This is a genomic window from Bradyrhizobium sp. SHOUNA76 (assembly GCF_023006445.1).
Lineage (GTDB): Bacteria > Pseudomonadota > Alphaproteobacteria > Rhizobiales > Xanthobacteraceae > Bradyrhizobium.
Genome location: NZ_JALBHA010000285.1, coordinates 1 through 8,322, shown reverse-complemented (window position 1 = coordinate 8,322; position 8,322 = coordinate 1). Strand labels below are relative to the sequence as shown.

Sequence of the window (8,322 nt, the reverse complement as noted above, 5' to 3'; positions counted from 1 at the left end):
AGGTCGGCACCGAGGGCAAGCTGGGCGGCCAGGCCCAGGTGCCCGGCGTCGCCGGCACCTGGAAGGACCTCACCGACACCGTGAACCTGATGGCTGCAAACCTGACCGAGCAGGTGCGCGGCATCGTCAAGGTGGTGACCGCGGTCGCCAACGGCGATCTCAAGCAGAATCTGACGATGAAGTCGCGCGGCGAGGTCGCCGCTCTCGCCGATACCATCAACAACATGACCGAGACGCTCGCGACCTTCGCCGACCAGGTGACGTCGGTGGCGCGCGAGGTCGGCGTCGAGGGCCGCCTCGGCGGTCAGGCCAACGTGCCCGGCGCTGCCGGCACCTGGAAGGACCTCACCGGCAACGTCAACCTGCTCGCTGCCAACCTCACCTCGCAGGTGCGCGCGATCGCCGAGGTCGCGACCGCCGTGACCAAGGGCGACCTGACGCGATCGATCCAGGTCGACGCCCGCGGCGAGGTGGCCGAACTGAAAGACAACATCAACACGATGATCACGAATCTCCGTCTCACGACGGACGTGAACACCGAGCAGGACTGGCTGAAGACCAACCTCGCCAAATTCACCAACATGCTCCAGGGCCAGCGCGACCTCACCACCGTCGGCCGGCTGCTGCTCACCGAGCTGTCGCCACTGGTGAACGCCCATACCGGCGTGATCTACCAGGTCGAGAGCGAGGACAATCCGCACCTCCTGCTGCTGGCCTCCTATGCCAGCGACGGCATCTATCCGTATCAGCGCGTATTGCAGTTCGGCGACGGACTGATCGGCCAGTGCGCCCTCGACAGCCGGCCGCGCGTTGTCGCCGACATTCCATCCGACGTGGTGCCGATCAACTCGGCGCTGTTCCGCGTCGCGCCGAAGAACCTCGTCGTGCTGCCTGTGCTGTTCGAGGGCCAGGTCAAGGCCGTGATCGAGCTTGCCTCGCTCGTCTCCTTCACGACCTCGCAGATGACGTTCCTGGAGCAACTCACCGACTCCATCGGCATCGTGCTCAATTCGATCGAAGCGACGATGCAGACCGAGGGCCTGCTCAAGCAGTCGCAGCAGCTCGCCGGCGAGCTTCAGACCCAGCAGCGCGAATTGCAGCAGACCAACGACCAGCTCGAGCAGAAGGCGCAGCAGCTCGCCGAGCGCAACGTCGAGGTCGAACGCAAGAACCAGGAGATCGAGCAGGCCCGCCGCGCCCTGGAGGAAAAGGCGACCGAGCTCGCGCTGACCTCGAAGTACAAGTCCGAATTCCTCGCCAATATGAGCCACGAGCTGCGCACGCCGCTGAACTCGATCCTGATCCTGGGACAGCAGCTCACCGACAATCCGGACGGCAACCTCTCGGCCAAGCAGGTCGAATTCGCCCGCACCATCCACGGCGCCGGCACCGACCTGCTTAATCTGATCAGCGACATTCTGGATCTGTCCAAGATCGAATCCGGCACGGTGACGGTCGACGCCGAGGAAATCCTGACCGCGAACCTGCTCGAGACCGTCGGGCGGCCGTTCCGGCACGAGGCGGACAATCGCAATCTGTCGTTCAAGATCGACGTCGATCCCACCCTTCCGCGCAGCATCGTCACCGACTCCAAGCGCCTGCAACAGGTCCTGAAGAACCTGCTCTCCAACGCCTTCAAGTTCACCGCCGAAGGCGAGGTGCGCCTCAAGGTCGCCGGCGCCGTCGGCGGCTGGGGTACGGATCACCCGGTCCTGAATTCCGCGCCGGCGGTGATCGCCTTCGAAGTGTCCGACACCGGCATCGGCATTCCCGTGGAGAAGCAGAAGCTGATCTTCGAGGCGTTCCAGCAGGCCGATGCCGGCACCAGCCGGAAATACGGCGGCACCGGCCTTGGACTTGCGATCAGCCGCGAGCTGGCAAGCCTGCTCGGCGGCGAAATTCATCTGCGCAGCGCGACGGGCAAGGGCTCGTCGTTCACGCTTTATCTGCCGCTCAAATATTCCGGCCCGACGCTCGCCCCCCGCGCGGCGCCCGCGCCACAGACACACAACCAGCCGCCGGCGCTGCAGCCGGCCTCGCCGGAGCAGCAGCGCGTCATCGAGCAGCTTCCCGACGACCGGCTCAACCTCGAGCCCGGCGACAGCATCCTCCTGATCGTCGAGGACGACCCGCATTATGCGCGCGTGCTGGTCGATCTCGCTCGCGACAAGGGATTCAAGGTGCTGGTCGCCGCCCGCGGCGCGGAGGCGCTGGAGCTTGCCAAGCAATATCAGCCGCGAGCAGTCTCGCTCGACGTGTTCCTGCCTGACATGCTCGGCTGGACCGTGCTGAGCCAGCTCAAGCACAATCCGCTGACCCGTCACATCCCCGTACAGATCATCACGCTCGACGAGGACCGCCAGCATGCGCTGGCGCGTGGTGCGTTCTCCTTCGTCAACAAGCCGACGACGACCGAAGGCGTCTCGGCCGCGCTGACGCAGATCAAGGAATATGCACGGCCGCGGCGCAAGCGGCTCCTGATCGTCGAGGACAACGAGGCCGAGCAGCTCTCGATCCGCGAGCTGCTGCACCACGACGACATCGAGATCGTAACGACCGACACCGGCGCAGGCGCGCTCTCGACGCTGCGCGAAGAGCCGTGCGACTGCGTGGTGCTCGACCTGCGGCTGCCCGACATGAGCGGCTTCGAGGTACTGGACCAGATCCGCAACGACGAGGCGCTGTCGAACATTCCGGTCGTGGTGTTCACCGGCCGCGAACTCTCGGCGGAAGAGGATGCGGAGCTCCACACCATGGCGCGCAGCATCGTGGTCAAGGGCGTGGAATCGCCCGAGCGCCTGCTCGACGAGACGGCGCTGTTCCTGCACCGTGTCATCACGGAACTTCCGGTCGAGAAGCAACGCATGCTGGAGAAGCTGAACAGTTCCGACGAGGACCTGATCGGCAAGACCGCGCTGCTCGTCGACGACGACGCCCGCAACATCTTCGCGCTGTCGAGCGTGCTGGAACGGCGCGGCATGAAAGTGCTGACGGCGACGACCGGCAACGAAGCGGTGACCCTGGTCGAATCCAACCCGGAGATCGCCATCGTGCTGATGGACATCATGATGCCGCAGATGGATGGCTATCAGACCATCGGCGTCATTCGCGAAAATCCGGCCTTCGCCCGCCTTCCGATCATCGCGCTGACCGCCAAGGCGATGAAGGGCGACCGGGAGAAATGCCTCGAAGCCGGCGCGTCCGACTACCTCGCCAAACCCGTCAACACCGATCAATTGCTGCTTGCGATCCGCATGTGGCTGCACCGCTGAGTTGGGCCCGCGAATGGACCACGAAAAGGTCAACATCCTGCTCGTCGACGACCAGCCGGCCAAGCTGCTCGCCTATGAGGTGATCCTGAAGGAACTCGGCGAGAACCTCGTGATCGCCTCGTCCGGACGCGAGGCGCTGGAGCTGCTGCTCAAGACCGAGATCGCGGTGATCCTGGTCGACGTCTGCATGCCCGAGCTCGACGGCTTCGAGCTCGCCGCAATGATCCGCGAACATCCGCGCTTCCAGAAGACCGCGATGATCTTCATCTCCGCCATCCAGGTCAGCGACATCGACCGGTTGCGCGGCTACGAGATGGGAGCGGTCGACTACGTGCCGGTACCGGTCGTGCCGGAGGTGCTGCGCGCCAAGATCAAGGTGTTTGCCGAGCTCTACCGCAAGACCCGCGAGCTCGAACGTCTGAACCAGGAGCTCGAGGATCGCGTCCGCGCGCGCACGGCGGAATTGGAGAACTCCACCGCGAGGCTGCGCGAGAGCGAGCAGCGGCGCAGCATGGCGATCGCTGCCGGCAAGATGGGCTCCTGGGATTGGGACTGGATCAGCGGCGACTGGATGTGGGACGAGGGGCAGTATCGCATCTTTGGCGTCAGCCCCGAGAGCTTCGAGGTCAACCCGGCCAACGTTCAGGCGCTGTTACATCCCGACGACGTCGATCAGTTGCGCAAGGCGATCGCCGAATTCAACAAGGGCGCGCGCGCCTACGAGACCGAGTTCCGCATTATCAGGCCCGACGGGGAAGTGCGCTGGTGCGTCGGCACGGCGGCGGCAACCGTGGACGATAGCAGTCGCGTCGTGCGCGTGAGCGGCGTCACCGTGGACATTACGGAACGCAAACGTGCCGAGGAACGGCAGAATCTGCTGGCGCGGGAAGTCGATCATCGCGCCAAGAATGCGTTGGCACTGGCGCAGTCGATCGTGCGCCTCACCCGTGCCGATGAGGTCAAGGACTATGTCAACGCCGTCGAGGGACGGATCAATGCGCTGGCGCGCGTGCACACTATCCTGTCGCTGTCGAGCTGGCAGGGCGCCGAGCTCTCCAGGCTGATCGACGAGGAGCTTGCGCCCTATTCGCTCGGTGGCCAGATCATATTGGCGGGTCCGGAGGTCCAGTTGCTGCCGGCGACGGCCCAGACGCTGGCGCTCGCGCTGCATGAGCTCTTCACCAACTCAGCCAAGTATGGCGCCCTCTCGACCAGGTCGGGACGGCTCACGATCGGCTGGCAGGTCAAGGATCAAGTGCTTACGCTGAGTTGGGAGGAATCCGGCGGTCCGCTCGTCATGACTCCGAAATCTCGCGGCTTCGGCACCCGGAGCCTGCTCGCGAGCGTCGAGTCCCAGCTCGGTGGTCAGGCGCTGTTCGATTGGCGAGCCGAGGGCCTGTTGTGCCGTCTGGAGGTGCCGTTGACACGCAAGACGGCGGCGACAACCGCATCCGGCAAATTCGACGAGGCCAGCGCCGCCGAATTGCAGCGTGCATCCGGTTAGAGCGTTTTGCAGCGAAGTGAAGACTGTTTCGCGTCGAAAAAACGCGTCAGGACGAGAATCGAGAGCTTCCGTTTCGATTCAATCGGAATGACAATCAATCGGAATGACAAAAGCTCTAGCCGGACGCCGCGCTCGTCATACGTTGCGCCATCCGCGGTTCGCGCGCGACCCGGCCTTCGAGCCAGGCTTCCGTTTGGGCGAGATCGCGTAGCGCCCTGGCATAGCGGCGAGCCGCGCTTCGCTCCGCGCCCTGCGGCAGCTTGCGTGCTTTGCGCAGGATGTCCGCGGCGGCGTTGCGATAGGCCAGTGAGCGGTAAAGAAAGACTACCTTACCCATATCGAATGTCCCGTTTTGATGGCGCTTATCATCGCAAGACCGGCATGAACGCCGGATGAAGCCGGTGATGACAATTCCTTCATTTATTTGGAACCGGCGACTATAGCCCGCGTTTGCATGCCAGATCGGGATGCAGTCCCATGCGCGCAAAAAAGTCGTCGGACTTGGTCTCTCCTGCCGGCATCATCAAGCTGATGACGCATGCGATGATGGGCGCGGCCCTCGGCCTCACCTTCAGTCTCGCGCTGATCCTGTGCAATCCCGCCGTCGCCAACCTGCTCAATCACGGTGGAAGCCAAGCCGCGATCGTTTTTGCCTTTACATTGGTGACGACGTTCGCGATCGGCGCGACCCTCACCGGCGTGGTGTTCATCCTCGCTGAGGACAAGCAATCTTGAAGCGTGCGTCAAGCGGGGCAGATGCTTTGTTGGGAACTCCTGCGATAAATGGCGGTTGGCTGCCTGCGTCAATTTAACTCAGGGAGTTCCTCACATGACAATGACCAAGCTCGCTCTCACCGTGATGTTGGCAACCGGTCTCGCCGCTGCACCGCTCGCTGCGCAGGCCAAGTCGCACAAGGCGAAACACGGATCCTCGATGTCGTCATCGCAGACCACTGGGGCCAACACCAAGTCCTCGAAGGGCGCGGATCCTTCCGGCCAGGGCGGCTCCGGTCCCGGATCGGACCAGGGCGGCACCATGACGAACAAGAGCAGCAAGGGCATGAGCAACACCAAGTAAGCTCAGGCGCCCATCTCAAACAAAAGCCCCGCGGCGGCGCGGGGCTTTTTCGTCTCGATGATCGAGGCAATCGCGCGCCGTATCGGCGAGCGCCCGCGTCAGCTCATTGCGGCCGGCGCGCTTGGAAGTTGAGCCCGGGGCTCACAGAATTCGCCTTCACGAGATACTCGAGCTGTGCGCGCTTGCGTCCGATCAGAAGTTGGGCCGCCGCATCATCGAGACCCGCGCGCTGCAATTGCCGGATGGCAGAGCCCAATTCGAGAATCTCGGCGCGCAACCTCAAGATCCGGTAAGTGTCCGGGTCTTCCTCCATGGCGCCCCTCAAAGATTTCAGCGCCGTGTGTTCGTGAGCTGGGGATTGCCGACTGTCTTCAACGAACGACGGCGCATCCGGTCGCGGACGTCAGGCAGCACGTCACCGCCTCCGGCAGCCCTCCATTCGCCGACCAGCAGATTGATCCTCCGGCGCAAATCCATCTGCGCCAGGGCCTGCTGGCTGCAATCGCGATCGCCGTTGACGCGATCGCGCACGGCGGCCTCGACGTCGGCCATTTCCAGCCTCAAGACGCTGATTTTACGCCGAATTTCATTAATTCTGTTGTCCATGGCTTGTTAGAACAAAATAAGAACATATAGTCAAGTCACCTTTTCAGGACGGAGAAGCCAGATGCAGGTTCAAGGTAAATACGACGCCAGGGTCTTCCTCACCGAGCAGATGACCCGCGCGCAGGGGCTAAGGCTGAAACGGCTGAGCGATGAGGCTTATCAGCCCGCACAATATGCGCGCGATCTGTCCTTCACCGAGGCCGCACGTCGCATCCAGGTGCTGGAAGCGGAGATCGAGCTGGCGAATTCCTTCTAGGCTGCGTCGCGCATCTGGAACGTGAGGTGCTCGCTTTCGGAACCATGCCTGGGTCGAATGGTTCTCTCGGCCAAGGGAGAACATGCATGGCACGCAAGGCAAAGAAACGTCGCTACTCACGCAGCTCCGGCAGCGATGTCGAAAGCGAGATGCGACGCTACAAGAAGGGCACGGCAAAGAGCGGTCGCAAGGGCCGTGGCGGACGCGTGAAGAGTCGCAAGCAGGCGATCGCGATCGGACTGTCGAAGGCGCGCAAGAAGGGCAAGAAGGTCCCGAAGAAGGCCTCGAAGAAGAAAGCGTCCAAGAAGAGGACGACGAAGACCACTAAGAAGACGACTAAGAAGACAACCAAGAAATCGTCGAAGCGCAAATCCAGCAAGCATTGACGCTGACCTGTCTCAGATCATGCTGCCCGGCATGAAGCAGCGGATCGAGACCCCAAAGGCTGTCTTCACCGGCCACACCATGGTGCGGCCGGCGCGGTTCGGCTCGGTGATGACGGCTTCATCAGGCACTTCGACCCACTCCCCGTCGAGACGCACGCGATAATGCCCGTTGTGCGACTCCCAGTCGGGATCAGCGACGGCAAAACCATCTGCGTCCGAGCAACACGGGCCGAGGTGGCTGCGCAGGCTGTCGAACCATGGCTTGAGGGGTGAGTCCGCGTAGCGGCCGTCATCACGACCGAGCGCGTTTCCGCCCCAGAGCACGAACGGCGCCGCGAGCAGCGCCCCCCTCAGCGAGAGCTTCAATCGATCCATGTCGGCACCGATCAAATGCGAACCACCGGCCAGCTCCACAAAGCGGCGGCAAGTTCGAAGTTCCACGCTTGCAACCCGTGTTGGCGGCGTCGTTGCCGGCAGACCCGAGCAACTCAACTGTGATGAGCGAACACGGCTTTTTCGGACGAACCCGGTCACCATCCCTGCCGTTAACGAGAATGTTATCGATGACCCCTCCAGGGACTCTGAAGGCAAACGGACAAGGCGGCCCGAGGGCCGCCTTGCTTGATTTTTGGCTGGTCGATGCTCGCCTCAGGCGAGCGGCACCGCCACGAACCTCGTCGCCTCCGCGGTTCTGACCTGCAACAGCACGCTGCGCTTGCCGGACGATTTGGCCTGCGCCAGCTCGGAGCGGACGTCGCCGACATTGGCGACCGCCTTGCCGCCGACATTGAGGATGACGTCGCCAGTCTGGATGCCGCGCTGCGCCGCCGGCCCTTGCGGATCGACTTCCGTGACGACGACGCCCTTCTGGCCAGCGCCCTGGACGTCACCGGCCGGAGCCAGGCCGAGCCCGAGACGCGGCGTGCCGTCGTTCGGCTGCCCCTTACCCTCGTCAGCGCTGCCATTTCCTTTGGCCTGCCGCTCGTTCGGCAGCTCGCCGAGTGCGAGCGTCAGCGTCTTGGTCGCGCCCTTGTGGAAGACGTCGAGCTTCACCGAGCTGCCCGGGGGCAGGGTGGCGATGGTACGGGCGAGGTCGCGGGAGTCCTTGATCGCGGTGCCGTTGACGGCGGTGATGACGTCTCCCGCCTCGATGCCGGCCTTGGCCGCCGGGCTGCCGTCCTGCGGGCTGTCGACGATGGCGCCGCGCGCCTCCTTCAGGC

11 protein-coding genes are annotated in these 8,322 nt (G+C 63.6%); 6 read left to right on the top strand and 5 right to left on the bottom strand.

What is annotated here, in order from left to right; genetic code table 11:
- Together MOV74_RS24595 and MOV74_RS24590 are read left to right on the top strand one after the other, a co-directional pair.
- On the top strand, positions 1-3,272 hold a 3,272-nt coding region (locus tag MOV74_RS24595; protein ID WP_246928439.1), incomplete at its 5' end, for a response regulator.
- A gap of 13 nt (positions 3,273-3,285) precedes the next feature.
- The gene (locus tag MOV74_RS24590; RefSeq protein WP_246928434.1) at positions 3,286-4,776 is read left to right on the top strand and encodes an HWE histidine kinase domain-containing protein; all 1,491 of its coding nucleotides are present in this window, start codon (positions 3,286-3,288) and stop codon (positions 4,774-4,776) included.
- Between the two features lie 115 nt (positions 4,777-4,891).
- Here the strand turns inward: MOV74_RS24590 and MOV74_RS24585 are convergent, their stop codons facing one another.
- Positions 4,892-5,113 carry a hypothetical protein gene (locus MOV74_RS24585; RefSeq protein ID WP_246928432.1) on the bottom strand — a complete coding sequence of 74 codons (222 nt, stop codon included), beginning with the start codon at positions 5,111-5,113 and terminating at the stop codon, positions 4,892-4,894.
- 140 nt (positions 5,114-5,253) lie between these two features.
- On the opposite strand from MOV74_RS24585, the gene MOV74_RS24580 reads away from it, so the two are divergent.
- Both MOV74_RS24580 and MOV74_RS24575 read left to right on the top strand, forming a co-directional pair.
- Entirely contained in the window at positions 5,254-5,511 is a 258-nt protein-coding gene (locus tag MOV74_RS24580; RefSeq protein ID WP_246928430.1) for a hypothetical protein, read from the top strand.
- Positions 5,512-5,605: 94 nt separating this feature from the next.
- Positions 5,606-5,854, top strand: coding sequence for a hypothetical protein (locus MOV74_RS24575; RefSeq protein ID WP_246928429.1), 249 nt, complete (start codon positions 5,606-5,608; stop codon positions 5,852-5,854).
- Positions 5,855-5,957: 103 nt separating this feature from the next.
- Here the strand turns inward: MOV74_RS24575 and MOV74_RS24570 are convergent, their stop codons facing one another.
- Together MOV74_RS24570 and MOV74_RS24565 are read right to left on the bottom strand one after the other, a co-directional pair.
- Entirely contained in the window at positions 5,958-6,167 is a 210-nt protein-coding gene (locus MOV74_RS24570) for a hypothetical protein (protein WP_246928427.1), read from the bottom strand.
- A gap of 17 nt (positions 6,168-6,184) precedes the next feature.
- A complete protein-coding gene (locus MOV74_RS24565) occupies positions 6,185-6,406 on the bottom strand; it encodes a hypothetical protein (RefSeq protein WP_246928425.1) in 222 nt (73 codons plus the stop codon).
- A gap of 115 nt (positions 6,407-6,521) precedes the next feature.
- On the opposite strand from MOV74_RS24565, the gene MOV74_RS24560 reads away from it, so the two are divergent.
- Positions 6,522-6,716, top strand: a complete 195-nt coding sequence (locus MOV74_RS24560; protein ID WP_246928423.1) for a DUF3072 domain-containing protein — start codon at positions 6,522-6,524, stop codon at positions 6,714-6,716.
- Between the two features lie 86 nt (positions 6,717-6,802).
- The gene (locus tag MOV74_RS24555; protein WP_246928413.1) at positions 6,803-7,102 is read left to right on the top strand and encodes a DUF6496 domain-containing protein; all 300 of its coding nucleotides are present in this window, start codon (positions 6,803-6,805) and stop codon (positions 7,100-7,102) included.
- 12 nt (positions 7,103-7,114) lie between these two features.
- Here MOV74_RS24555 and MOV74_RS24550 read toward each other — a convergent pair whose 3' ends face one another.
- A complete protein-coding gene (locus MOV74_RS24550; protein WP_194408207.1) occupies positions 7,115-7,477 on the bottom strand; it encodes a hypothetical protein in 363 nt (120 codons plus the stop codon).
- Between the two features lie 273 nt (positions 7,478-7,750).
- A partial coding sequence (locus MOV74_RS24545) for a PDZ domain-containing protein (RefSeq protein ID WP_246928411.1) occupies positions 7,751-8,322 on the bottom strand: 572 nt, incomplete at its 5' end.